Origin of the sequence: Myxococcus sp. CA051A (genome assembly GCF_013336705.1) — a bacterium.
In the GTDB taxonomy this organism is placed as follows: Bacteria; Myxococcota; Myxococcia; order Myxococcales; family Myxococcaceae; genus Myxococcus; species Myxococcus llanfairpwllgwyngyllgogerychwyrndrobwllllantysiliogogogochensis.
Window position 1 is genome coordinate 145,722 of sequence record NZ_JABUMS010000010.1, and the last position, 24,004, is coordinate 169,725.

Consider the following 24,004-nt stretch of genomic DNA (forward strand, 5'->3'; position numbering starts at 1 on the left):
CGCTTGCAAGCCGGACTGATGATTCCAGGACACACGCATCGTCCGAACGGAGGCAGCAAGCAGTCAGGGGCAGGACTGACAGGCGGTTCCATCGTCCGGTAGCCAGGGTGCTCCCCCAGCGACCGACCAAGCGTCCCTCAAGGCGATGATGTGGGCAGGTCCGCGCACACGCGCAGGCCCATCGTCACGTCGCGCAGCGAGGGCTCCGGCAGCTCCCGGTTCGTCGCGCGCGCGGAGGTGGCCGCGAAGGCGAAGCTCCCACCCCGAGCCACCGCGCGCCCCGGCTCCAGCCACGAGCGCGTCCACTCCCAGACATTGCCAGCCATGTCGTCCACACCGAAGGGGCTGCGCGACGCGGGATGACTGCCCACCTCGTCCGGGCCGAAGCCTCCGGGCTGCTTGCCGTATGTGGCGTCGATGTTGGCGTCGTCTGGGCCCAGCCTGTCGCCGTGCGGGAACTCGCGTCCATCCACGCCCCGCGCGGCGCGCTCCCACTCCAGCTCCGAGCACAGCCGCGCGCCAGGAACGCGGGCACTGAACGACAGCCAGGACACGTACGTCTCCGCGTCCGCGAAGGAGATGCCGCTCACCGGGAAGCGCAGCCAGTCCTGCTCGCCCCGCCGCGCGCGATTCGCGTAGCGCACCGGCTCTCCCGCACGCGCTTCGTACGGCACGTTGCCGGGCTGGAAGCGCAGTCGCCAGACGTCGTCCACCCGGTCGAGCGAGAGGTGCCCCGCATACCCGCCCGTGCCCACGTGAGGCAGGCGCGAGGCGCGCAGCTCGGGAGACATCGACTCGAGGAAGGTGAGCCAGTCGGCGTACGTCACCTCGTGGCGGGCGATGAGGAAGCCCGGCACCTGCACCGCGTGCTGTGGCACCGCGTTGAAGAACTCACGGACGCTGGCATCGGCGGCGCTGCCAAAGCGCACCTCACCCGGTGGCACGAAGACGTAGCCCGCGGGAATCGAGCCCGCGCGCGGCAGCCGCAGCTCCAGCCGCCGAGCCTCTCCGCGTCGCAACAACAAGGGCTGCGTCACCGGCTCGTGGTGTGACGCGCGCAGCGTGAGCTGGTACGGCCCGGGTGGGACGGAGACGTCCATCCAGGGCTCCGACTCCAACGGCAGCGCAGGCCCTGGCTGCTCGTTGCCGAGCGCATCCCGCGTCACGGGACGCAGCTCCACCTCCACGTCGCGCGCGGCGACATCCAGGGTGAGGCGCGCGGGCGCGGTCCACCGCTTCCAGCGCTCGCCTTGTGTGTCATAGAGCCGCAGGCGTTGCAGGAGCGTGGGCAGCGCCGCGGACTCGCCGTCCTGCTCGGCCCACAGCGCGCGCTCGAACAGGAAGTCCGCGAGAGCGTCGCGCACGTCCGGCCGCTCCGGCGCCAGGGCCAGGGCCCGCTCCAGCCGTCCCGAGACACCATCGAAGCGATGCCGCAACTGCGCGGCGCGGGCGACGCTCTTGCTCCACAGCCGGTCCGCGTCGAGCTTCTGGCCACTGCCGTAGAGACGGAAGGCCTCGGCGCGCTCGGAGTGGAGCAGGTCCTTCGTCTCCACCACCGTCTCCAGGGAGTGCCGGGCCTCGTCCAGTTCCGCGCGCACCTGACGCTCCAGGCTCCAACGCTCGCGCAGCTTCAGCCCGCCGTACACCAGGCCGAGTGACAGGATGAAGCCCGCGGCCAGGGCATGGCGGACGCCGCGGCTGCGCACAAGGGTGCGGCGCGAGGCGCGCAGGAAGTCCTGCTCGCGGCGAGTCAGCTCGCCCGAGTCGAGCACCGCCGCCTCGGCGAGCTGGCGAGGCCCCCACAGCAGCTCGCGCGAGTGGTTGTGTTTCTCCCAGTGCGCCGCGGCGGTCTCCAGCAGGGCCTGGACCTCGCGACGCTCGGCGGCCTCCGCGAGCCAGCGGGCCAGCGAGTTCCAACCGGAGAGCAGGGCCTCGTGGGCCAGTTCGTAGGAAGTCCCCTCTGGTGCCTCGCGCGCCACCAGCAGTCGGGCCCGGACGAGCGCCTCCAGCGCCGCGCGGTAGCGCACGTCTTCTCCCGCGAGCTCCCGGTCCGTCTTGCGCGCCCGGGTTCCGTCGGCGGTGACCAGGCGCAGCAGCACGCCCCGCGCCGCCACGCGCTGGTCCGGCAGCAATCGTTCCACCGCCGCGTCCGCGTGCTTCGCCAGCGCGCCCGCGACGCCGCCCAGCGAGTCCAGCGCGGCCTGGGCAATCACCTGGGCCTTCGCGTCGCGGGCCTCCCACAGCTCCGCGAGCGCGAACTGGAGCAGCGGGAGCCCACCCTCGGCCGCGGCCGTGACGAGCGAGTCCACCAGCGCCTCCGACTCGAAGCGCACGCCCTTCACGCGCGCGGGGCCGGTGACGGCGTCCCGTGTTTCCTCGGACGTGAGGGCGCGCAGCAGGTACAGCGCGCGAGGGACTTCCGCGCCCAGGCCCGGCACGGACGTGAGCCGGGTGAGGAAGTCGCTGCGACTGGAGGCCAGCAGGCGCACGCCACTGGCGCCCTCCGCGAGCCCGCCCAGGGCCTGTCCCGCCAGCGCCGCCTCCAGGGGCTCGGCCAGGGTCGCCAGTTCCTCGAGCTGGTCCACGTAGACGAGCAGTCCCTCGCGGGCGCCCAGGCGCGCCCGGAGTCTGCGAACCAGACACGAGGGCTCGGAGCGGAGTGCCTCGGCCAGGGGCTCCTCGTCCACGGCCAGGAGGGGCGCGAGCGCCGCGGCCAGCGCGGCGACGGGCTTGCGGCCCGGCACCAGTCGGACGGAGTGCCAGCGCCGTCCATCCTCGAGTCCGCCCTCGGCCACGGAGGGGAGGATGCCGGCCAGACACAGGGAGGACTTGCCCACGCCGGAGTCGCCGGTGATGAGCAGGAAGGACTCGGCGCGCAGCCGCTCCAGCACGGCGCGGCACTCGCGGCGGCGGCCGAAGAAGAGGGCGCGATGCTCGGCCTCGAAGGCGCGCAGGCCCCGGTAGGGATTGCCCTCGGGCACGTGGGTGGGGGCGTCCTCGCGCGACAGGGCCTCGAGGGCCTCCAGGAGCAACGCGGCGGAGGCGAAGCGTTCGGAGGGCTCGCGGCGCAGGCAGCGGTCGATGACCCCGGCGAAGGCGACGTCGACGTGGGGGGCGACGTCCGCCAGGGGGAGCGCGTCCTGGGTGCGGACCACATGCGGGAGTTCGCGCCAGACGACGTCCCGGAAGGGGCCACGGCCCACGCAGAGTTCGTAGAGGACGACGCCGAGCGAGTACACGTCACTGCGGGCCGTCAGGTCCTCGCCCGCCCAGGCCTCGGGAGACATGTAGTAGGGCGTGCCGACCAGCGCGCCCTGGGGGAGCGAGGGCAGGAAGACGCCGTCCAGGGAGCGCGCGGAGAAGTGCGGGTTGGCCTCCGGGTCCAGGTCCGCCGGCAGCTCTGGAGGCGCGGGGTTTCGCGGAGGCGGGGCGTCATCGGCTCCGGCGGCGCTGTCCAGGAGCTTGGCGAGCCCGAAGTCGAGCAGCTTCACGGCGCCGCTCTCGGTGAGCACGGCGTTGCCGGGTTTGATATCGCGGTGGAGGACACCGCGACGGTGGGCGGCGCTCAGGCCCCGGGCCAAATCACGGCCGATGGTGAGCACGCGCTCCCAGCGCAGGGGTTTCACGAGCCGGTCCAGGCTCACGCCCCGGATGAACTCCGAGATGAGGTAGGGCTGCTCGTCGAGCTGTCCCACCCGGTAGAGGGTGACGACGTTGGGGTGCTGGATGCGCGCGGCGGCGCGGGCCTCGACGAGGAAGCGGGCCAGGGCATTGGAGCCGAGCGCGGGGATGAACTTCACCGCCACCGGGCGTTCGAGGAGCGTGTCCTGGGCGAGATACACACGGCCTGTCCGCCCACGACCGATGGGCCGCACGATTCGGTACTCGTCGAACTCCTGGGGCGGAGCCCACGCGTCCGGCTGCGGCGAGGCGGCAGGGATTCCCACCATGAGGGCGTATGCATCCCAGGTTGGAACGGCAACCCTGGCCCGGCTCGTTGCGACGCCGGCACGGCGGGGGGCTCAGGGAAGTGTCGGGTGGTGGGCACTCACCCTTCGCGAAGGACTCAGCCCTCCTGCCCTTCCCGCTTACGAGCCTTGCTCGGCTTGAGCATGTTTCGGATCTTGTTTTCCAGGTCCTGAGGCAGGCACGGCTTGGCGACGAACTCGTCGGCACCCGCTTCGCGTGCGTGTTCCGCGTTGCCGGCGAGGACGTGGCCGGTCAGGGCCATCACCGGGATGTCGCGCGTGCGCAGGTCCTGTTTGATGCGCCGGGTGGCCTCCCAGCCGTCCATGACGGGCAGGGACAGGTCCATGAGGATGATGTCCGGCTCGCTCGACTGGGCCTTCTCCACCGCCTCCATGCCATCCCGGGCGGTATCCACCTCGAAGCCGACGAACTCCAGGTACTCCGCATACATCTCCCGGGCGTCGTCGAAGTCGTCGACGACCAGGACCCGCTTGCGTCCCCCGCCTGACGCATCCGACGTCGCGGTGGAGACCCTGTCTTCAGAAGTGGGGGTGGCCGTGTGCTTCATGGAACAGGCGCCTCACGTGTGGGGAAACAGCGGTGGACAATCTATGCACGCATCCACCATCGCGCCCACCCCACTACGACTCGAGCCCCCCCTGCCCACCGTTCAATGGAGAACGGTGGGGACCGCGAGGACGAAGGTGGACGCGTCACCGCCGCACAAGCACATCGGGCTGCTCACTCGTTGGAGATGTACACCCGGATGGGCTGCACATTCGGAGCAGTGGTTTCGGCCCGAACCATGAGAACTCGACCCGAAGGCGTGACGGCGAACAAGGCACGCCTGCTCCGGGCTCCATCAGGAAGGGGCCGGAGCAGTCCTCCCCAATCCTCCCAAGCACCGTCACGCAAGCGGCGAACATAATATGTCTCCGTCTGCTCCGAGACTTCCGCTTCTCCCAGCATGGCCACTGGGTTTCCGGCCGGGTCCAAGGCCAATCCCAAGGCGGCAACCTGCGTCGCTCCCGCGAAGCGGCCCGCCATCGGTGTCCCTAGCTGAACCCAATCCATTTCATCCCAGGCGCGAAGCCGGACCCCATCCCCAGAAGCCACGAGATTGAGGGGACGCTCCAAGACATCCAACCCCCATGCACCCCCGGGGTTCTGGGAAGCCAGGGGAATGGCATGCCAGCCTCCCTCCTGCCAGCGTCGCATGTGTCCCCGTTGATTATCGACGCCTGCCCATTCGGACCACGTCACGAGAGGGCCCTGCGCACCACGAAACTCCATGCGCGACCCTATCATCGACGCTGTCGGGACCACCTTGAGCGCCGCTCCCAACTGAGCCCAGTGGTCACTCTCCCACCTCCAGACCAGGAGCTGAGACCCCTCATAACGCCCCGATGCAAAGCCCAGATGCCACTGCCCCGCTGCATTCCTGCCCAGGGAGACACCCCAGGGACTGAGCGGGCTTGGAATGGCCGCTCCCATTGCTTCCCAACCTGCTCCGTTCCAACGATGCACATAGACCACGGAGCCCAGGTCCTCGCTCCAGGCCACGACGGGCTCGTCGTTGGCATCCAATGCGAGGGCAACGCTTGAAGGGCTCTGCGCGGGAGAGGCTGTGCGCAACCCGGCTCCCAACAACTCCCAGGTCTCTCCGGTCCACCGGCGCACGTACACCCCGTTTCGTTGCTCATCAAGCCAGGCCACGACCGGTCGTCCAGCAGAGTCCAACCGGAGCGCCTCGTAGAAAGATGACGTGTTTGTCCTCGACTCCGTGAACAAGAAGTCTCCCAGAGGCAGGAAGCCAGGCAGGGACCAGCTCCACTCCTCCCCGGCCGGCACCGGGTTGCCCGCAACATCCGTTACCGAGTTACCGAACGTCACCTTCACGAGCACATCCAGCGGAGGACGCGAAAGTGGACTCACGGTCACCGTCGTCCCATCGGCGGAGAGGGACACGTCCGCGGCGATGACGTCCGCACCGCCGAACATCCGAATGGAGTTCGAATGGACCGTCGTCGGGTCCAGCGGCTCCGAGAAGACAGCCTGAACCACCTGACCGACGAGAACAAAGGGAGCCCCCGTCGAGGGAGTGCGAGAAACCCATGACGGTGGAGACCGGTCCACGGTGAGCGGATGCGGCGCGCTGAGAAACACCTTGGAGCCCAGGGTCGCACGTGCGTGAAGCTCGTATTGGCCCTCCGCGAGGACCTGGGTCTCCCACTGCATTCTGTATGGCGGGAGAAGCGTCGCGACGCGCTCCCCGTCGACCAGCAACTCCACCAGGTCTGGAACGGGTCCATTCACCTCGACCCGCACATCGAGAGCGCCGTTCGTGGCCGTCCTCGGCGTGACGAGCCCCAGCTCCAAGGATGGGGCACCCGCGTCGGGCGTCGCAGCATCTGCTGGCTCGACATGCCCCGCGTCCGTGTCTTCGGTGACCTGCTGAATTTCGGGAACGTCGATGCAGGCTCCCGCCATGAGCCCCAGGCAAATCAAACAGACGCGGAGAAGGAATGGATGCATGAGATGAAGCCGTGGCAATCCCTGTTCCAGCGTGAGTCGGGCGTCGAAAGCCCACTCTTCGCGGGAAGCAGGTGCGCGCTTCGGAGGGGCGCCAGGAATGAGTATCCCGGAACATGGACTTGAGTCCACGCGCCAGGATTCGGAGCCAGAAACACCAACGCCTCCGTGAGCAGGCTCACGGAGGCGCGGTCATGCTTCAACGAAGCAATGTCGACGGGCTCAAGCCCAGCCGGGTGCTACGGCGTAGGAGGCGTGGGAGCCGCCTGAATCGCAATGCCAGTGACCGCCAGGTCCGTGGTGATCGGCTGACCCCAGATGCTCTCGTAGGTCTGGTTGACGCCGCGCCCACCCAGCTTCGAGAACGCGACCTGGAACGGCACGTTGTTCGGAATGAGCGAAACCAGGGGCGTCGCGGTGACCGTCGTGTAGATGAACGAGTAACGGGTGCTGTAGCCCGAAGCGCTGATGGCGAAGACAGGCCGCTCAGGCTGCACCGAGCGAGTCACGTAAGGAGACGTGGGCTCGTCGATATTCAGCACGAAACCCTGGCCGCTGAAGTTGTTGACCTCGCCAAACGAGGCCCCGCCGACGGTGCCGTTGTTGTCGATGTCGAAGTTGAAGAAGACCTGCACCTTCGCGGCGTCGCTCAGGAAGAACGGCGTGAAGACGGGGGAGCTGAAGTTGATGTAGATGCGCTCACCATCGTTGAGCTGCTGCGAGGTGGGGGACGTCAACGACGTCTCCTGGTAGCGCGCCTCCGCGATGGTCACCGGCGACACGGAGCCGACCTCACCACCGAAGAAGTAGCCCACGCGAGAGTACAGCTCACCGGTCTCCACGGAGACGGCGCGCAGGTCGATGTTGTACTCCTTGCCCGCCTGCACCACCCCGTTGCCCGGGGTGATGGTGGCGCTGTAGCCGCCATTGCCCAGGGCCACCGTGACGGGCAGCGCCTCCTTGGCGTACTCGTCCGTCAAACGCGCCAGCAGGGAGCTCTGCTGCACGGGCTGGTTGAAGTACAGGTAGATGGGCTCGCCCGGCCGCACCATGTTGCGCAGCGGATGCGGATCCGCGGCACCCCGCAGCATCGCCACGTTGCTGCCTTCGACATTCAGGGAGCCCAGGGACGTATCCCGCGAGTTGGGCAGGTTGATGAGGCGCGTGGTGCCAGAGGCCACCACGTTAGAGGCCGGGTACGTGCCCACGTAGCCATTGGTCTCCGGCACGCCGTCGCTGTTGGAGTCCACCGCGGACACCCACAGCCGGTACTGGCCCTGGCTCAGACGCGCCAGTTCCTGCGCGGTCGGGATGCCCTGGAACGTCAGCACGCCCTGGTCGTCGGACGTCGCCTCGACGACCACCGTGCTCACCACGCGCGTGGTGTTGTCGGTGTTCGACAGGATGATGGTGCCCGCGGGCGAGGCCTCGAGCGTCGCGCGTACGTTCGCCGCGGGACGGCCCTGCGGCGTCACCAGCAGGAAGCGCAGCGAGCCGTCCAGCCGCGTCAGCGTCACGGGACCAAAGCTCACGTTGGCGTTGTTGATGGGCACGTTGCCGGCCGACGAGGGAATCGTCGAGCTCGCGCGCAGGGTGGCATAGCCCGTCTTGGTGAAGGTCAGCAGCACCTGGGAGCCAGCCGGGACGTCCTTGAACTCGAAGTTGCCCTTCGCGTCGGTCGTCGCCGAGAGCGGATCCGCCGAGCTGCCGATGGTGACTTCCACCGTGGCCTCGGACAACGCCTTGAGGTCCGTGCTCAACACCTGGCCCGACACCGTCCCCTTCGGCGTCGCGGGCGTCACCACCGTCACGCTGTCCGGCTCACGAATGCCGTCGGCGATGCCATCCCCGTTCTCATCCTTGAAATCATCACCGCACCCCAGCGCCAAGAACGGCACCACGGCCATGACCAGATGCTTCTTCATCATCCCCACCTTGAAAAGATTTGCTTGAGCTCTCACGCCCCCAAGAGCGTGGGGCGGACACTCTCCGACCCGGCCCCTCCACGTCAAGCAGGCGACAGTCGCACTCACACCCCTCCCACAACCGATACACCGCACCCCTAGGGATCACATCACACCCCTCCCATTCTCTTACTTTTCAGCGGGTCCCATGCGACCCGCCCTGGTGCGATGCGCCTCCGCACGCGGCTTCCCCGGCGAAAACCGACTGCTACGGTGGCTCCATGGTGGATGTGAATGAACCGTGTCTCGGCTGTGCCATTGCTCGCGGCGAGCACCGTCCCGTGGGCGGCATCCTGGCCCGAGCCCCGGGGTTGGTGCTGCATGGCGTCGCGGGCCCCAGTCCCGTTCCCGGCTGGGTCGTCATCTCCAGCGAGCACCATGCACGTGCCTGGTACGAGCTGGATGACGCCACGGCTCGCGAGCTGGGCGCGTTCGCCGCGCGGGTGATGCGCGCCCAACGCGCGGTCCTCGGCGCCGAGCACGCATATGCGTTCGCCATCGGCGACGTGCTGCGCCACTGCCACCTGCACCTGGTGCCTCGCTTCCGGGACACGCCTCAGCGCCTGTGGGGCCGCGCGGTGTTCGACGCCGCCCCGGCGGATCATCTCCCGGCCGAGACACTGGAGGCCGCCGCCCGCTCGCTCGCCGCCTCACTGACGGACTGAGGCCCCTCTCAGGGCCCCATGGTAGACAGCGACCTCCCTCCTCTGGAGAGAGGTACCGCCGTGTCGTCCGAGTCCCGCAACCGCGTCCTCGAGAAGATGCTCGAGCGGCTGTACGCCGCGCTCGCGTCCGGACCGAGCATCAACTGTCGCCCCCACCACAGTCGGCAGCGCCTGGACCTGTCCGTGCTGAGCCGGCTCGACGGCACCCCACCCCACGCGGTGCTGGCCGCCCTGCTCGGAGACAAGGCCGCGGCCCGGCTCGCCGTGAAGCCTCCGGACATGCTCCGGGCATCCCCTGTCACGGCACGCACGGGACCCAAGTCCTCCGTGAGCGAGAAGCGCGCGCGCCCGAGCCCCGAGGCTCCGGACGACCTCGCGGCGACTCGAGCCACGGCGGAGGTCGACATGGACCTGAACGAGGCTCCGCCCCTTCGGGCCGAGGCCCTCTCCACGTCTCGCACCGGGACCTCGCTGGATGACCTCACGACCTCCGGCGACACCACGGACCTCACGACCGGTTCGGGCTCCGAGGACGAGAGCCCCGCGAAGACTCGCGCGGAAGAGGAACAACAGGCCCTGCTGCGCAAGCTCGCCGCCATCGTCGAGGATGCTCGCATCTTCGAGCAGGACACCGGAGCGCATGTCCTTCACGTCGGCTTCCCGCTGCTGCACCTGCCCCCGAGCGCCAAGGACAAGCGAGGCTTCGGCACCCGGCGCATCCTGGCGCCCATCGCCTTTGTCCCCGTGCGCATCACCCTGAAAAAGGGACGCGCGCCCTCCGTCGAGCTGGCGGGGGCCGAAGAAGGCGTGGACCGCGTCGCACCCAACACCGCGCTCCTCGCCTGGCTCGAACAGCAGACAGGTCAGCGCTTCGGCGAGCTCTTCGCCGATGACGATGGCATTGAGCCGTGGCGCGAGGTCAACGAGCTGGTCGCCCTCGTCTCCAAGGCCCTGGAGCTGCCAGCCCCCGCGACCTTCACTGCCGACACGCTCCTGACCGCTGTGCCTCGCACGGATGAGGACGGCGGCCCGCAAGCCTCCATCCTCCCCTGCGCCGTGCTCGGCCTGTACCCGCTGTCCAACCAGAGCCTCGTGGATGACATGCGCGCCCTCGTGGACGGTGAGCCCATCTCGGGACCGCTGGAGAGCTTCCTGCGCGTGGATGTGTCACTCGGGCAGTCAGCTCACGCGGGCGGCGGAGAGCGGAACCTGGAGGGCCTCAAGCTCGCCGCCGAGGAGCGGCTCGTCACCATCGCGGACCCCTGTCAGGCCCGCGCGGTGCGACTGGCGCGCAGCCGCCAGGGGCTCGTCATCCACGGCCCTCCTGGCACCGGGAAGTCGCAGACCATCGCCAACGCCATCGGTGACCATCTGGCCCGGGGTGAGCGGGTGCTGTTCGTCTGTGACAAGCGCACCGCGCTCGACGTCGTGAAGCACCGTCTGGACCACCTGGGGCTGGGGAACCTGTGCGCCGTCGTGCATGACGCGCAGAGGGACCAGCGAGACCTCTACATGGGGATCCGCGAGCAGCTCGACACCCTGCCCGAAGCACGGACAGATGCCGCCGTGACGAAGGAGCTGTCGCGCGTGGACGATGAGCTCCAGACCCTCCACGACGAACTCACCACCGCCGAGCGCGCCCTCTCCGAGCGCCCCGCGGGCGGCACCGCGCCCTCCTTCCACGAGCTGGTGGGCCAGTGGCTCTCCCTCGAGACTCCCGCTGAGTTCACTCCCTCCACGGCCTCCCTCACCTCCGCCCGGCTCGCGGACGTGACTCCGCGCGAGCGAGAGACCCGCGAAGTCCTCGAGCGCGCACTCAAGGAAGGCTACCCGGACAACCCCTGGCGCGAAGCCCTGGGCGTGGACCTGGCCACGTATCTCGCCACGCCGCTGGCCACCTACCGTGAACGGCTGAGCACCACCGTCAACGCGGCCCGCGACGCCGACGCCCTCGCCTCCCCGCACATCCCGTCATTTGGAGCGGAGCCCGAAGCCGAGGGCATCGCGCGCGCCACCTTCGCCGAGCAGTTCGCCCCACTGCTGGAGGCCGCGAGCCCAGAGGTCCTCTCATACTGGAGCGCGGCTTCCGCGGACTCGGTGCGGACCGCGAAGACCCAGCTCGACGGACTGGCGCCCCAGGTCAAGGTGCTCGCCGAGGGGCCTCTCGACACGGAGCTCGCGCTGATTCATCGCGAGCAGCCCCAGTCCCTGGGCGTGCTGTCCACGGCGCTCGCCACGCTGGGCGCGTACCTGGGCATCGCTAGCAAGTGGTACGCCTTCTTCTGCTTTGCGCGGAAGGCAGGCGCTCGCAAGGTGCTCCAGCAGTTTGGCCTCACCTTGGGTGCCGACCCCGCGGAGCGCGTCAGCCGCTTCCTCACGGGCGCCCGCGCACGCGCGCTGCTGAGCGAGTTCCACCGCTCCACCCTCGCGCCGGGCGCTGCTACCGCGAGCGGCTCTCACTCCACCACGGCGCGGGGCACTGCGACCTCGAGCGGCTCTCACTCCACCATGGCGCAGGGTGCTGCTACCTCGAGCGGCTCTCACTCCACCAGGGCGCAGGGCTCCACTGCCGCGAGCCTCCCTCCACCCTCCATTGCTCCGAGTTCCTCCGCCGTGGGCCTCGCCCACTCCAGCGTGGAGCCGGGCTCCGCCGCCGTGGGCATCTCCCGCTCCACCTCCACGAGCCTTCCCGATGAGCTGCTGTCTCGGGACCTGCGCACGCACAGCGCCCTCTTCGATGTACTGGGCACGCTGGACAGCACACCCCTGCTCGCCTCGTGCCGCGACGCCGTGCGCCGGGCCCTGACGGGAGATGCCGCCGCGCGCGAATCGCTGCTCACGGGCCTCCGTCAGTCCCCGGCACGAGGCGCGGCGGTGGTGAAGCTGGAGAAGCGACTCGCCGAGACCGGACTCCTCCGCGCTCCGTGGCTCTCCACCCGCTCGCGCGAGCTGCGCGCCGGTGCCCAACTGTCCCCCATCGCCTCCGCGTTTCAATCCCGTCTGTCCACCGTGGAGGGAATGCTGCGCATGCGCTCGCTGCTGTCCGGCATGCCGCCCACGCTGGAGCCCGCCGTGGAATCCCTGGCGCGCCAGAGCGTGGACGCGGACTCCGGCTGGACGGCCGTGCTCAAGGCCACGCTCGCGGCGGAAGTCTCCTCACGCCTGCGCGATGACCCCGCCCTCCAACATGTCGACGCCGAGCGCACCCAGGCCACCCAGGCCCGCTACCGCGTCCTCGAGGAGAAGAAGCGCGGTCTGGTTCGCGACGCCATCCTCCACCGATGGACGCAGCGCCAACGGGAGCGTCTGCTCGCGACCACGGGAGGAAGACTCAACGGCCAGGGCGCGGAGCTGCGCCGTCGGCTGATGCTCCGAGGCGAGCGCGCCATGCGCGTGCGTCAGGTCATCGCCACTGGCCTGACACTCGAAGGAGGAGACCCGCTCTTCGACGCCCGCCCCGTGTGGATGGCCAGCCCGCAGACGGTGGCGCAAATCTTCCCGCGCCAACCCATCTTCGACGTCGTCATCTTCGACGAGTCCTCCCAGTGCCGACTCGAGGAAGCCCTGCCCGTCCTCACCCGTGCAAAGCGCGTCGTCATCGCCGGAGACCCGAAGCAGCTTCCTCCCACGCGCTTCTTCGAGTCCGCCGTGGTGCAGAGCCAGGACACCGAGGCCGAAACGGAGCAGGGCCTCTTCGAGGACCAGCAGTCCGAAGTGGAAGACCTGCTCTCCGCCGCCCTCAACCTGGACATCGACCAGTGCTACCTCGACGTCCACTACCGCTCGCAGAACGCGGACCTCATCGCCTTCAGCAACGAGCACTTCTACGACAAGCGCCTCCAGGCCATCCCCGCGCATCCCTCGCACCGCGCACCCCACGCGCCCCTGCGACTGCTGCCCGTGGGCGGCACCTACGAGAAGCGAGTGAACCACACCGAGGCCCGCGCCGTGGGCCAGCTCGTGAAGGAGCTGCTCGCACGCGCTGAACCTCCGTCCATCGGCATCGCCTGCTTCAACCTCTCACAGCGCGACGCCATCACCGACGTCCTCGACGAGCTGGCGGCGGAGGACGCCACCTTCGCGGCCCGGCTCGCCACCGCGCGCACCCGCCGAGGCGCCGGCTCCTTCGAGGGCCTCTTCGTCAAGAACCTCGAAAACGTCCAGGGCGACGAGCGAGACCACCTCATCATCAGCACCACCTACGGACCGGACCGACAGGGCCGCTTCTACCGACGCTTCGGCCCGCTCGGCAGCGCGGGCGGAGGACGGCGCCTCAACGTGCTCGTCACCCGCGCCCGCCAGCAGGTGCACCTGGTCACCTCGATTCCACGCGACGCCTATACGGCCCTGCCTCCGGTGGAGGCCGGACGTCAGCCCAACGGAGGCTGGCTGCTCTTCGCCTATCTCCAGTTCGCGGAAGCCATCGCCCACGCCCACGCGGAGGACTCTCGCGAAGACGCCCTGCCCACGTCCGAGCCCTCCGCCCCACGAGAGCTCGTCGTGCGCGAGCGGGAGACCGACGCGGGCTCCACCTTCGCCCGCGCACTGGCGTCACATCTCGCGCGGCGTCACCTCATCTCCTCCGACGTGAACTGGGGCAACGACGGCTTCTGCGTGGACGTGGCCCTGCATCACCCCACCGTCCCAGGCGATGTCACCGTGGGACTGCTCTGCGACGGCACGCGCTACCCCAAGGCCGCCGACCGCGTGGAGTGGGACCTCTTCCGTACCGCCGTGCTGGAGGGCCAGGGTTGGAAGCTCGTCCGACTCTGGACGCCCCACTTCTTCAGGGACCCCGAGGGCGCCACCACCCACGTGCTCCAGACGGTGGGCGACCTCCTCATGCGCCAGCACACAGCGGCACAGGCCGTGGACACCTCCAGCAAGCGCGTCATGCACTGAGCCTCAGGGCGTCTTCGGCGTCGACTCCGGCAGCCACAAGATGCCCAGCTCCAACTCCAACGCCTCGAAGGGCTCGGCACGCACGCGCTCGTCCCCTGTGTACGTGCCCAGCTCCACCCAGCGACGGCCCTCCCGGCGGAACACCTCCAACGTCCGCGCCTTTGGGTCCACCAGCCAGACATGGCCCACGCCTTCTCGGGCGTAGATGCGCTTCTTCTTCACCCGGTCCAGCGCCCCCGTGGACGGAGAGAGCACCTCGCAGACCCAGTCCGGTGCCAGGGTGAAATACGGCACGTTCGGCATCTCCGGCATCCGCTCCCGACGCCAGCCCGCCAAGTCTGGCACCAGGACGTCCTGGCCGAAGTGCAGCTCCGGCTCCACCAGCAACCACCACCCTCCAGGTCCTCCTCGGCCCCGCTCGAAGGGCCCGTAAAGCTCGCCATACAGACGAGAATTCGCTCTCGCATGCGGGCTCGCCGGCCGAGGCATGGCGATGAGCTCCCCGTCGATTATCTGCCCGACCATGTGCTCCGGCAGTGCGAGCAGGTCCTCATATGTCGCCGGCCGCTTCGGTCCGTCACCCATTCCCTCGCTCCTCTCCCCTCTGACTTCCCACCCCTCCAACATCCCCGCCACCTCCCAAAGTGGAACCTCACCCCATACCGCGTGTCCACTCCTTCCTACTCAGGAGGTCTGACATTCGGCGGCCCACCCAAAGGCCCCCATGGACCTGCCATTCCATAGAAGGAAGAATGTCACCGCCCCATGCTTCCTTCTCGCTCTGGCCTTCTCGTCCTATCGCTCCTGCTCCTGTCCGTGCCCGCGTACGCGGACAACAACGCCGACGAGGCGGACATCGCCTTCGAGCTGGGAAACGACGCCTACGCCAAGGGCCAGTACACCGAAGCCCTGCGCTCCTACTTCACCAGCTACCGGCTGGTGCCCAACCGCAACGTGCTCTTCAACATCGCCCGCTGCTTCGAGGCGCTGGGCAAGTTCAACGAGGCGTACCGCTACTACAACGACCTGCTCACCGAGGACCTGCCCACGGAGGACGCCTCGGAGGTGTCGCGCTCGTTGGACCGGCTTCGCCCCAAGGTGGCGCTCGTCAAGGTCACCACCGTCCCCAAGGGCGCGGACGTCTACGTGGACCGCATGGACCTGGGCAGCCGGGGCCGCTCTCCGCAGACGCTCGCGCTGTCGCCGGGCCGTCACAAAATCATGGTGAAGAAGGACGGCTACCGTCCCACCGAGGCCACCGTCACCGTGGCGCGCGGTCGTGAGACGGAGCAGACCTTCGACCTGTTCCTCATCACCGGCGGCGTGGAGCTCACCGGGACCCCCGAGGGCGCCGAGGTGCGCGACGCCCCCAACGGCCCCGTCATCACCAAGCTGCCCGGTCGCGCCCGCCTGCCTCCCGGTCAGCGCATCCTCTACGTGCGCGCCCCCGGCTACTCCCCCGGCCAGTACGTGGTGGACGTGCCCGCCGATGGCAGCGTCCCGCTCTCCGTCGCGCTGCGCGTGCAGGACCGCCCCTCCGGCCGACTCGTCGTCACCGCCAACCGCGACGGCGCCACCGTGCGCGTGGACGGCAAGCCCGCGGGCTTCACCCCCACCGTCGTCACCCTCCCCGAAGGTGAGCACGCCTTGGAGGTCGAAAGCCGCGAGGTGCGCCCGCTGCGCCAGAAGGTGACCGTGGTCGCGGACCAGGAGGTGAAGGTCCACGCGGAGCTGCGCTACGCCCCCCCGCCCGTCCGCGCCGCATCCAAGAGCCTGGTCGCCGTGGACGACGCGCCCGCCTCCACCACCGTGCTCACCCAGGAGGAACTGCGCGCGTTCGGCTGGCGCACCCTCGCGGAGGCGCTCTCCGGCGTGCGCGGCTTCTACATCACCGACGACCGGACCTATACGTACCTGGGCGTGCGCGGCTTCTCGCCCCCGGGAGACCTCAACACCCGCGTCCTCATCCTCTGGGACGGCCACGCCATGAACGACGTGTGGGCCGGCCAGGGCTACGCCGCCCACGACCTCAACGTGGACCTGATGGAGGTCGAACGCATCGAAGTCGTGCGCGGCCCTGGCAGCGCCCTGTACGGCACCGGCGCCTTCTTCGCCGTCATCAACGTGGTGCCGCGCGAGTCATTGGGCCCGGACAACCACCTGGAAGTCACCGGCGCGGTGGGCGCGCTGAACACCACGCGCGGACACGTCACCGCCTCGTGGGAGGACGGCAATCGCTCCATCCTGGTGAGCGCCTCGGCGCTGACGGCCTCCGGCGCGGACACCACGCGGTTGCGGCGCCTGGACCCGTCGCTGGCGGACGTGCTCGTCAACGGCCTGGACGCGGAGCGGGCCGCCACCGGCTCCATGCGCGCCCGTCTGGGCGATGTGTCCTTCCAGGCACAGCTCAACGTCCGCTCGAAGGAGCTGCCCACCGCCCCCTACGGCACCGTGCCTGGCGCCGAGGGCAACACCGTGGAGGACCTGCGCGCCTTCGTCGAGGCCCGCTACGAGCGCGAGTTCACCGAGCGCTTCAGCCTGTCCGCGCGCGCCGCGTTCGACATCAGCCGCTACGAAGGCATCTACGTCTATCCGGAGGACGCCGGTGGCTCAAACAAGGAGGGCGGCGCGGCGGATTGGGTCAGCGGCGAGGTGCGCGCACGCGTGGGCATCTTCGAGGGCAACAGACTCACGCTCGGCGTGGAGGCCCAGGGACAGCTGAGCGTGCGGCAGACGGCGAGCAACGCCCCCCTGGACGAGAAGTCGCGCACCCTCTTGTCCGCGTATCTGCTCGACGAGTGGCGACTGCACCCGCGCCTGAGCCTCTCCGCGGGCCTGCGTCTGGACAAGTACCTGGACCTGGACACCACCCCCATCACCCCGCGACTGGCCCTCATCGCCCGTCCCTATGACGCGGGGCTCACCAAGCTGGTGGCCGGCAAGGCCTTCCGCGCGCCCAACGTCTACGAGCTCTACTACACGGACGGCATCACCCAGGCGCCCCCGGGCTCGCTGGAGCCGGAGACCATCACCACCTTCGAGTTGGAGCACTCGCACGACCTGACGGACGAGCTGCGCCTGTCGGTGGCCGGCTACCACAACCGCATCTCCAGCCTGGTGCAGCTGCGCACCGACGACGCCCCCTCCACCGAGTGTGGCGGCACCCCGTGTCTGCGCTTCGTCAATGACAGCGGCACCACGCTGGCGTGGGGCGCGGAGGCGGGCGTGCACTGGCAGCCGGGACGCTGGCTGCTGGTGGACGTGAGCTACTCGTACGTGAAGCTGCGCAACGCGGCGGACGTGGTGGCCTCCGCGTCACCCGCGCACCTGGTCTCCGGACGCCTGCTGATGCCGGTGGGCAACGGCGACATGCGGCTGGCCACCCAGGCCACCTACCAGAGCGCGCGCCCCACCGGCCCGGGTGGAGCCGACAGCGGTGAGGCGCTGCTCGTCGGCTTCGGGCTCTCCGGTGACTATGGCCCGCTGCGCTACTTCGCCGGCGTCCACAACCTGCTCGACTCCGAGTACCAGATTCCCGTGTCGGACGAGAATTCCATCGCCCCCGTGCCGCAGTACGGACGCACCTTCACCCTCCAGCTCACGGGAACGTTCTGACGCATGGGCGAGGCCGACTTCGAGTTCACCTTCATCCAGCCCGGGCACGCGCTCTACGAGGCGGAGCTGGAGCTGCGCTTCCGCGTGCTGCGCGAGCCTTTGGGCCACACGCGGGACGCGGTGAAGTTTCCCTTCGAGGCACAGAGCCTCCACCTGGTCGCCCACCAGGGTGACAGCGTGCTGGGGTGCGTCCTCTTCCACCCCGAGGACTCGCACGGTGGACGCCTCTTCCAGATGGCGGTGACGCCCCACCTGCAGGGTCAGCGCCTGGGTGCTCGACTGGTCCATGCGCTGGAAGCGGAGCTGGTGCGACGCGGCGTCACCCACGTCCACCTCCATGCACGGCAGGCGGTCGTCCCCTTCTACGAACGCCTGGGCTATTCCGTGTATGCGGAAGCGTTCACGGAAGTGGGGATTCCCCACCGACACATGGAGAAGTCACTCGCGACGTAGGCCGGGGCGGGTGCTCACCACTCGACACCGCCGAATGTCTTCGGGCACCCGGGCGGACCACCGCCCCGTTGCCCCCTGACCTCAACAGGCAGGGGATGCTGGTAACCTTTCGCGAGAGGTCAGCGGGCCAGCGACACCGAGGAGACATGATGAACGGAACGAACGACGGACGCGCCGCGCCCCCTTCCCACCGGGCCGGCCCCTCGGGGGGTCCTGGGGACAGCGAGCTGGATGACGAGGGCTCGCCAGCCGAGTCAGAGGAAGGCCGCGCGCCTCGGCGTCCGCCCATCCACGTCCTGGAGGACAACACGCTGCACACGCGGCTGACGCGTGACTTGGGCGTGCACTATCCCTTCGTCAGCGCGGGCATGGCCTTCGTGGCGCTGCCGCCGCTGGTCATCGCCGTGTCGGAGGCGGGAGGCATCGGCATGCTGGGCTCGGCACCGGAGCCCGCGCCCTTCCTGCGCTCGCGCATCCAGGCCATCCGCGCCGGCACGCAGCGCCCCTTCGGCGTGGACTTCATCCTCGACCGCGCGCGAGCGGGGGACTTCACCACGCGCGAGCACATCGACACGTGCATCGCCGAGCACGTACCGGTGGTCGCCTTCCACTGGGCCCTGCCGCCCGCGGACTGGGTGAGGGACCTGAGGGCCGCGGGGACGAAGGTCTGGGTGCAGGCGAGCTCGGTGGAGTTCGCGAAGGAAGCGCTGGCGCTGGGCGTGGACGGACTCATCGCACAGGGCCGACAGGCGGCGGGTTACAACCGGGGCACCACGCCCACGCTGAAGCTGGTGCGGGAGCTGCGCGCGCTGGTGGGTGAGCTGCCGTTGCTCGCCGCTGGTGGCATCGCGGATGGGCTGAGCGCGGCGCGCGCGCTGTTCCATGGCGCGGACGGCGTCTGGGTGGGCACGCGCATGGTGGCCTCCGTGGAGGCGTACGCGCACCCGGGCTACAAGCAGCGCGTGGTGGACGGAGACGCGCGCGACTCCGACTTCACCACCCTCTTCGGCCCCGAGTGGTCCGGGCCGCGTCAGCGCGTGCTGCGCAACCGCGTGGTGCGCGAGTGGGCGGGCCGCGAGGCACGTGCGCCGACGAACCCCACGGACTCCATTGGCACCACGCGGCTGTACCCGGGGCTGTCGGGTGGCGATGCGCTCTACACGATGCCGCGCTTCAGCGCCTTCGTGCCCACGCCCGACACGCAGGGTGACTTGGAGGAGATGGTGCTGCCCGCCAGCGGCTCCAGCATGGCGCGCATCGAGAGCGTGCTGCCCGCCGGTCAAATCGTCGTGGAGATGATGGAGGGCGCGCACCGGCTGCTGGCGAACCCGTACGAGTTGGAAGCGGACGCCGACGAGAACGACCGCTCCTGAGTCGAGGTGCCCGGCGGACGGTGCCCTGGTGCTCCGCCCGCCGCCATTCCCGCTGAAACGGGTGAAGCGGCCGGGGAAGTTGGAGTAGGAACCCACGGAAGACAGGTGGGTCCCATGACGATGACGACGACACAGGCGCGCTGGCGGCGCGTGGCGGTTTCGGGCTGGATGGCCCTCGCGCTGTGTGGCGGCGTGGCGGTGGCGCGGGCGGTGACTTCGGAGGTGAGGACGCCGTCGCGGCGACTGTCCGCCGAGGAGCGTGTCCTCGTGGGCCGGGCCGCCGCGGAGGCGGAGCCCCACTGGCGTCGGCGCTCGATGCACTCGTTCCCCGGAGACCACTGGTCCCAGGACGACGACTTCGGCGCATCGGAGCGAGGCTGGGTGATGAGCGAGGCGCGCAGGCGCGACGTGCCGGTGACGGACGTGTTCGACGCCATCGACACCGAGCTGCGCTCGGCGGCCCCCATCCTCCCGCCGCGCAAGGCCTCCGCCAGCCCGTGCAAGCCCCGTCCGTTCTACGACTGATGCCCGGCACGAACTCCACCCTCGCTTCGCGAGGCCACTGTCGGCCCGCGCTCGCCACGACCCTTCGCCGAGGCCCGAGGCCCGGCCCCGTCGTCTTCCCGCGAGGTCGCCGCCGCTCCGTGCCTGACTCCTTCTGCTCGCGTCCCTTGATGCCCGGCGCGTCCCCCGTCTTCTCGCGCATCGGCGCGCTCCCTCCCGAATGACGACCTCCTCCCACGGACTGCTCCGCGCCGCCCACCGCGCCGCCTCGCTCACGAGCGTGCGCCTGGCCCTCTTCGGCGTCCTCGCGCTCGCCGCGTGCTGGCATTCCCTGTCGCTCGCCGGAGGGATGAACGACTTCCGCGACTCGCACCTGCTCGACTCGTACGAGGACGCGGGCACGCGCAGCGTGACGCACTACGGACAACTGCCCTTGTGGAACCCCTGGTCTTGCGGTGGCCAGTACGCCCTGGGCAGTCCGCAGACGCGCGTCTTCGCGCCCACCGTGGTGCTGTCCTCCCTCGTGGGCCCGCGCCGCGCGGAGCCGATTCTGCTGTGGGTCTTCCTCGTGCTCGGCATGGAGGGCTTCTTCCACTACGCCCGACGGCGCGTGGGCTCCGCGACAGGCGCACTGGGCGCCGCGCCCCTCTTCGGGTTGATGGGCTTCACCGCCCTGTCCTGGTCCATCGGCTGGCTCAACTTCGCGGGCTTCCTCCTGCTGCCGTGGCTGCTCGTGGGCACGCGTCGCGTCGCGGAGGGGAAGCTGTCTGGCGTCGCGCTCGTGGGCGGCGTCTTCGCGCTGCTGCTCAGCTTCGGTGGCACCTACCCGGTGCCCATGGGCGCCCTCTTCGTCGCGCTGGAGACCGGACGCACGCTGTACGGGATGCGCGGCATGCCTCGACGGCGCGAGGCGCTGTGGGCCCTGGGCATCACCGCCTGCTTCACCCTGGCCGCATGTGCCTTCCGGCTCTGGCCGCTCATCGAGACGATGCGCTCCTCGCCGCGCGTCATGGCGGGCACGCCGGGCAACGCGCTCGTGCCGCTGACGAAGATGTTGCTCCAGCTCCCCGCGCGCGCAGGCTACAGCGACCCGGGCAACTTCTACTTCGCGCCCGCGGCCCTCCTGCTCGCGCTGCCCGCCCTCGCCCTCGCCCGACGCCGCGCGCTCTACCCCGCCGTCATGGCGGGCCTGTGCGCGTGGATGGCGGCGGGCTACTCGGCCACGCCCTCGCTGTTCGCGGGCCTGCGCACGCTCCCCATCTTCGAGACGTTCCGCTACCCCGAGCGCTTCCTCGTCCCCACCTGCTTCTTCCTCGCGGAGCTGGCCGCGCTGGGGCTCGCCGCGCTGCTCTCGCGCACGTGGCGCGCGCCCTCCCGGTGGACCTGGGCCGCCGTGGCCGCGTGCGCCGTGGCCATTTCCAGCTGGGGCTTGCAGCTTCGCGCCTTCGACAACCTCTCGCGCTGGGCGCAGATGACTGCGATGCCCGCGGAGCGGGAGCAGCCCTTCGCCCAGGCGCGCGGCAATCGCTGGTCGCAAGGACACCTGCTCGCGCTCAACCGGGGCTCCATCGCCTGTGGCGAGGCGTGGCCCGTGCCCATGTCCTCCAAGCTGCGCGGAGACTTGAGCCAGGAGGAGTATCTGGAGGAGCCCGGCGCGGGCACCGCGAAGCGCGTGGAGTGGACGCCCAACCGCGTGTCCATCGAAGTGGACGCGACGCGGCCCACCGTGCTGCTCGTCAACCAGAACTGGCACCCGGGCTGGAAGTCGTCGCAGGGCGAGGTCATCTCGCGTGACGGACTGCTCGGCGTGCGCGTGCCGCAAGGCCGCCAGCAGGTGGTGCTGAGCTTCCTGCCCCGCTCGGGACTCGGAGGCACGCTCGTGTCGGCGCTCGCGTGGGCCGGGCTCTCCTTCCTCATGTGGCGCGAGCGGCGCGGTCATCGGCTGCCGTGGCCCGGAGCGTTGGGCGTGTCCGCCGTGCCCCTCGCCGTGTGGGGTGTGCTCGCGATGGCGTGGCCTGAGCCCGTCGCGAAACCGGACCCGCGCAACGCGGATGGCTCGCCGTTGACGGTGGCGGCGCTTCCCCCCGAGGCGCGGCAGGTGAACGCGCGCTTCGATGTGCCCGTGGAGCTGGTGGCGGCGGAGGTGCCCGCGGAGCCGGACGCGGAAGGCATCACCCCCCTGGTGCTCCACTGGCGCACGACGGGGCCGGTGCCCCGCTCGGTGGGCATCTTCGTGCACGTGGTGTCGGCGGAGGGCCAGCGCATGGGCTCGGACCATCCGGTGCTGGGCGGCACCTGGTTCTTCGCGGATGCGCCTCGGGACACGCTGCTGCGCGACGCCTTCTCCCTCTCCACGCGGGGCTGGCGGCCCGGAACGTGGAACGTGCTGGTGGGCCTGTGGCACGCGGGCGGCGACCAGTCCCGCGTCGACGTGCTCGGCACGGACGGAGCACAGGTGTCCGAGGGCCGTGTGTACGTGGGGACGTTCACCGTTCCACGGAACGTCCGGGCCAATGAGTCTTCCGTGAACCCGTAGTCCGGGAGCCGACAGCGCGCCGAGACGCGCGACGCTCCCGGGGTTATGAAGCGCGCATGCGAATCCTGCACACCATGTTGCGCGTTGGGGACCTGGAGAAGTCGCTCGACTTCTACACGCGGGTCATCGGAATGAAGCTGCTGCGCCGCCACGACTATCCCGACGGGAAGTTCACCCTGGCCTTCGTGGGCTTCGGCCCCGAGGACACCCACCCCGCGCTGGAGCTGACGCACAACTGGGGCGTGGAGAAGTACGAGCTGGGCACGGCCTATGGCCACGTGGCGCTGGGCGTGCCGGACATCCGCGCGACGTGCGATGCGATTCGACAGGCCGGTGGCAAGGTGGTGCGCGAGCCCGGGCCGATGAAGCACGGCACCACCGTCATCGCCTTCGTCGAGGACCCGGACGGCTACCGCGTGGAGCTCATCCAGAAGGACACCTAGTCCCGTCGCCAGTTCGTCACCCGCACCGTGGCCGCGCCACCGTTCACCCGTGACGCGCCACGGGTGCGCTCCGCCCCTCCCCCCGGGCGCCTGGGTGACAACGAAGCCTGCGTCGCCCGTCGCGGGCCATTAAGGTGGCCACGTGAGCCCCAGCCCTTCCTTCCTCCCCAGCCACGAGCCCCCCAGCCGACCGCGCGACAGCGCCCTGCTCTTCCTCTCGCGCGGCATGGAGCTGCTCATCATCGAGCGGGAGGGCGCCATCAGCCTGCCCACCGGCTCCACGCTCCCCGAGTTCGCCTCGGCGGCCCACTACCTGGGCGTGCTGGACGGAGTGGACTGCTACGCCGCGCCCCTGCCTCGGGACTTCGCGCCGCCTGAGGGCACCACCCTCGTGCCCGCGCGCTCGCTCTACAAGCGACTGGACGAGGTGCGCTTCGCCATCGCCGGCCGCGCGCTCGCCATCGCCGAGTGGGACATCCAGCACCGCTTCTGCGGGCGCTGTGGCCAGCCCACGCAGCTGGTCTCCGGTGAGCGCGCCCGCCGCTGCACGGTGGACAACACACCCTTCTACCCGCGCATCTCCCCCGCGATGATTGTGCTCGTCACCAAGGGCGACACCATGTTGCTCGCGCGCAACTCCACCCTGCCGGAGCCCATGTTCAGCACGCTCGCGGGCTTCGTGGACGCGGGTGAGTCACTGGAGGAGTGCGTCGCGCGCGAGGTGAAGGAAGAGGTCAACATCGAGGTGAAGAACATCCGCTACTTCGGCTCGCAGCCCTGGCCCTTCGGGCGCTCGCTCATGGTGGGCTTCACCGCCGAGTACGCGGGGGGCGACATCCAGGTGGACGGCAAGGAAATCGCAGAGGCCCACTGGTTCCACCCCGACGAGCTGCCCCGCGTCCCGCCGCGCCTGAGCATCGCCCGGCACCTCATCGACGCCTTCATCGAGCGCGTGAAGGGCCCGACGCCCAGAGGCTGACAGCGACCGGGGGTGCCAATAAGCAGGCCCTGGCGCCATCGGCTAGCGTCCCTTCTTCCTTCGCGGGAG

The 24,004-nt window shown here is 69.8% G+C and carries 14 protein-coding genes; 9 read left to right on the forward strand and 5 right to left on the reverse strand.

Annotated elements, in window-relative coordinates; all coding sequences use genetic code 11:
• Nucleotides 1-137 precede the first annotated feature (137 nt).
• From HUA74_RS27585 to HUA74_RS27600, 4 genes are all read right to left on the reverse strand, one after another.
• Complete coding sequence (locus HUA74_RS27585) at nucleotides 138-3,947, reverse strand: SUMF1/EgtB/PvdO family nonheme iron enzyme (RefSeq protein ID WP_371817319.1); 3,810 nt, start codon at nucleotides 3,945-3,947, stop codon at nucleotides 138-140.
• Between the two features lie 119 nt (nucleotides 3,948-4,066).
• Nucleotides 4,067-4,537, reverse strand: a complete 471-nt coding sequence (locus HUA74_RS27590) for a response regulator (protein ID WP_141646727.1) — start codon at nucleotides 4,535-4,537, stop codon at nucleotides 4,067-4,069.
• A gap of 173 nt (nucleotides 4,538-4,710) precedes the next feature.
• On the reverse strand, nucleotides 4,711-6,459 hold the full coding sequence (locus tag HUA74_RS27595) for an Ig-like domain-containing protein (RefSeq protein ID WP_174456946.1): 1,749 nt from the start codon (nucleotides 6,457-6,459) through the stop codon (nucleotides 4,711-4,713).
• A gap of 281 nt (nucleotides 6,460-6,740) precedes the next feature.
• Nucleotides 6,741-8,429 carry a carboxypeptidase-like regulatory domain-containing protein gene (locus tag HUA74_RS27600; RefSeq protein WP_174456947.1) on the reverse strand — a complete coding sequence of 563 codons (1,689 nt, stop codon included), beginning with the start codon at nucleotides 8,427-8,429 and terminating at the stop codon, nucleotides 6,741-6,743.
• Between the two features lie 257 nt (nucleotides 8,430-8,686).
• On the opposite strand from HUA74_RS27600, the gene HUA74_RS27605 reads away from it, so the two are divergent.
• Both HUA74_RS27605 and HUA74_RS27610 read left to right on the forward strand, forming a co-directional pair.
• A complete protein-coding gene (locus HUA74_RS27605) occupies nucleotides 8,687-9,130 on the forward strand; it encodes an HIT family protein (protein WP_174456948.1) in 444 nt (147 codons plus the stop codon).
• A 60-nt stretch (nucleotides 9,131-9,190) separates the two neighbouring features.
• The gene (locus HUA74_RS27610) at nucleotides 9,191-14,032 is read left to right on the forward strand and encodes an AAA domain-containing protein (RefSeq protein WP_174456949.1); all 4,842 of its coding nucleotides are present in this window, start codon (nucleotides 9,191-9,193) and stop codon (nucleotides 14,030-14,032) included.
• Between the two features lie 3 nt (nucleotides 14,033-14,035).
• Here HUA74_RS27610 and HUA74_RS27615 read toward each other — a convergent pair whose 3' ends face one another.
• Nucleotides 14,036-14,617: a Uma2 family endonuclease gene (locus HUA74_RS27615; protein WP_174456950.1), complete on the reverse strand. Its 582-nt coding sequence runs from the start codon at nucleotides 14,615-14,617 to the stop codon at nucleotides 14,036-14,038.
• Nucleotides 14,618-14,797: 180 nt separating this feature from the next.
• Between HUA74_RS27615 and HUA74_RS27620 the strand changes: the two genes are divergently transcribed.
• From HUA74_RS27620 to nudC, 7 genes are all read left to right on the forward strand, one after another.
• Nucleotides 14,798-17,647: a TonB-dependent receptor domain-containing protein gene (locus HUA74_RS27620; RefSeq protein WP_174456951.1), complete on the forward strand. Its 2,850-nt coding sequence runs from the start codon at nucleotides 14,798-14,800 to the stop codon at nucleotides 17,645-17,647.
• Between the two features lie 3 nt (nucleotides 17,648-17,650).
• Entirely contained in the window at nucleotides 17,651-18,100 is a 450-nt protein-coding gene (locus HUA74_RS27625) for a GNAT family N-acetyltransferase (RefSeq protein WP_141648674.1), read from the forward strand.
• A gap of 146 nt (nucleotides 18,101-18,246) precedes the next feature.
• Nucleotides 18,247-19,473 carry a nitronate monooxygenase family protein gene (locus HUA74_RS27630; protein ID WP_254625280.1) on the forward strand — a complete coding sequence of 409 codons (1,227 nt, stop codon included), beginning with the start codon at nucleotides 18,247-18,249 and terminating at the stop codon, nucleotides 19,471-19,473.
• Nucleotides 19,474-19,587: 114 nt separating this feature from the next.
• Entirely contained in the window at nucleotides 19,588-19,998 is a 411-nt protein-coding gene (locus HUA74_RS27635; protein ID WP_174456952.1) for a hypothetical protein, read from the forward strand.
• A 199-nt stretch (nucleotides 19,999-20,197) separates the two neighbouring features.
• Nucleotides 20,198-22,513, forward strand: a complete 2,316-nt coding sequence (locus tag HUA74_RS27640; RefSeq protein WP_174456953.1) for a hypothetical protein — start codon at nucleotides 20,198-20,200, stop codon at nucleotides 22,511-22,513.
• A 56-nt stretch (nucleotides 22,514-22,569) separates the two neighbouring features.
• Complete coding sequence (gene gloA / locus HUA74_RS27645) at nucleotides 22,570-22,956, forward strand: lactoylglutathione lyase (RefSeq protein ID WP_141648671.1); 387 nt, start codon at nucleotides 22,570-22,572, stop codon at nucleotides 22,954-22,956.
• A 142-nt stretch (nucleotides 22,957-23,098) separates the two neighbouring features.
• A complete protein-coding gene (nudC, locus tag HUA74_RS27650; protein ID WP_141648670.1) occupies nucleotides 23,099-23,935 on the forward strand; it encodes an NAD(+) diphosphatase in 837 nt (278 codons plus the stop codon).
• Nucleotides 23,936-24,004 lie beyond the last annotated feature (69 nt).

Excerpts from the sequence above, each read along its gene's own strand:
- HUA74_RS27630 (WP_254625280.1), top strand. The coding sequence starts at position 18,247 with ATGATGAACGGAACGAACGACGGACGCGCCGCGCCCCCTTCCCACCGG.
- gloA (WP_141648671.1), top strand. The coding sequence starts at position 22,570 with ATGCGAATCCTGCACACCATGTTGCGCGTTGGGGACCTGGAGAAGTCG.
- HUA74_RS27605 (WP_174456948.1), top strand. The coding sequence starts at position 8,687 with ATGGTGGATGTGAATGAACCGTGTCTCGGCTGTGCCATTGCTCGCGGC.
- HUA74_RS27635 (WP_174456952.1), top strand. The coding sequence starts at position 19,588 with ATGACGATGACGACGACACAGGCGCGCTGGCGGCGCGTGGCGGTTTCG.
- HUA74_RS27625 (WP_141648674.1), top strand. The coding sequence starts at position 17,651 with ATGGGCGAGGCCGACTTCGAGTTCACCTTCATCCAGCCCGGGCACGCG.
- HUA74_RS27615 (WP_174456950.1), bottom strand. The coding sequence starts at position 14,617 with ATGGGTGACGGACCGAAGCGGCCGGCGACATATGAGGACCTGCTCGCA.
- HUA74_RS27600 (WP_174456947.1), bottom strand. The coding sequence starts at position 8,429 with ATGATGAAGAAGCATCTGGTCATGGCCGTGGTGCCGTTCTTGGCGCTG.
- HUA74_RS27590 (WP_141646727.1), bottom strand. The coding sequence starts at position 4,537 with ATGAAGCACACGGCCACCCCCACTTCTGAAGACAGGGTCTCCACCGCG.
- HUA74_RS27595 (WP_174456946.1), bottom strand. The coding sequence starts at position 6,459 with ATGGCGGGAGCCTGCATCGACGTTCCCGAAATTCAGCAGGTCACCGAA.
- HUA74_RS27620 (WP_174456951.1), top strand. The coding sequence starts at position 14,798 with ATGCTTCCTTCTCGCTCTGGCCTTCTCGTCCTATCGCTCCTGCTCCTG.
- HUA74_RS27640 (WP_174456953.1), top strand. The coding sequence starts at position 20,198 with ATGACGACCTCCTCCCACGGACTGCTCCGCGCCGCCCACCGCGCCGCC.